The organism is Paraburkholderia bannensis NBRC 103871 (assembly GCF_000685015.1).
GTDB lineage: Bacteria > Pseudomonadota > Gammaproteobacteria > Burkholderiales > Burkholderiaceae > Paraburkholderia > Paraburkholderia bannensis.
Genome location: NZ_BAYA01000101.1, coordinates 1 through 652, shown reverse-complemented (window position 1 = coordinate 652; position 652 = coordinate 1). Strand labels below are relative to the sequence as shown.

General features: G+C 63.3%; 1 pseudogene. It reads right to left on the bottom strand.

What is annotated here, in order from left to right:
- Positions 1-652: pseudogene (locus tag BBA01S_RS45060) on the bottom strand (hypothetical protein); the annotation flags it as partial.

Here is a 652-nt window from a genome sequence, read left to right as displayed (position 1 = left end):
CTGCGTGAACGCGTCGCCTGCGTTGTTGTAGGTGTTGCCGCCGATGTTGTACGTCGGCGCCGAGATCGAGCCGTCGCTGTTCACCGTCGAGCCGCCACCCAGCGCGCTAGCCGTCGAGCTTGCCGTGTTGTACAGCTGCGAACCGTTCACCGCATCGAAGCTCGATGCCGAGATTTCGCCCGCTGCCACGTTATGCAGCGCCACTGCCGACGTCGCACCCGTGCCGCCCAGCGTCACCGAGTTGTGCGCCGACGAGTCGTACAGAACCGCGTCGTTAAGCTGGCCGTTGATGTTGGTGATATCACCTGCCAGGTTAGAGACGCTTTGGTTCGTTGCGTACAGCTGCGAACCGTTCACCGCGTCGAGGCTAGAAGCGCTCAGCGTGCCGTTGGCCACATTGGTCAGCTTCACCGCTGCGGACGCACCCGTGCCGCCCAGCGTCACTGAGTCGTGCGCCGACGAGTCATACAGAACCGCATCGGCCAGTTGGCCTTGCAGGCTCGTAATCTGCCCGTTGATGGTGGTGACGTTGCCCTGAAGGGTCGTCACGTTGCCCGCGAGGTTCGACACATTCGTGTTCGTGGCGTACAGCTGCGAGCCGTTCACCGCGTCAAGGCTCGACGCGCTCAGCGTGCCGTTGGCCACATTGGCC